At 60.6% G+C, this 259-nt stretch carries 1 pseudogene; it reads left to right on the top strand.

Annotation, left to right across the window (positions count from 1 at the left end):
• A pseudogene (locus tag SB822_RS58540) lies at window positions 1-259 on the top strand (spermidine/putrescine ABC transporter ATP-binding protein); the annotation flags it as partial.

Genomic DNA, 259 nt, shown 5'->3' with positions numbered 1-259 from the left:
GCTTGAGATGCGCGCTGAAATCCGCCGCATCCATAACCAGCTCGGCTCAACGACGATCTATGTGACCCACGATCAAGACGAAGCCCTGTCGCTGGCCGACCGCATCGTGGTCTTGCGCGACGGTGAAATCCGTCAGGTCGGCAAACCGCACGAGCTTTACGAAGAGCCCCGCTATCGTGATGTCGCCGCCTTCATGGGTTTCCGCAACGCCTTGCCAGGCAAGGTCGTGCGCGTCGAGAACGGGCAGGCGATCATTTCC

Source organism: Paraburkholderia sp. SIMBA_054 (genome assembly GCF_046534875.1).
Taxonomy (GTDB): Bacteria; Pseudomonadota; Gammaproteobacteria; order Burkholderiales; family Burkholderiaceae; genus Paraburkholderia; species Paraburkholderia hospita.
This window is presented reverse-complemented; position numbering and strand designations above follow the sequence as displayed.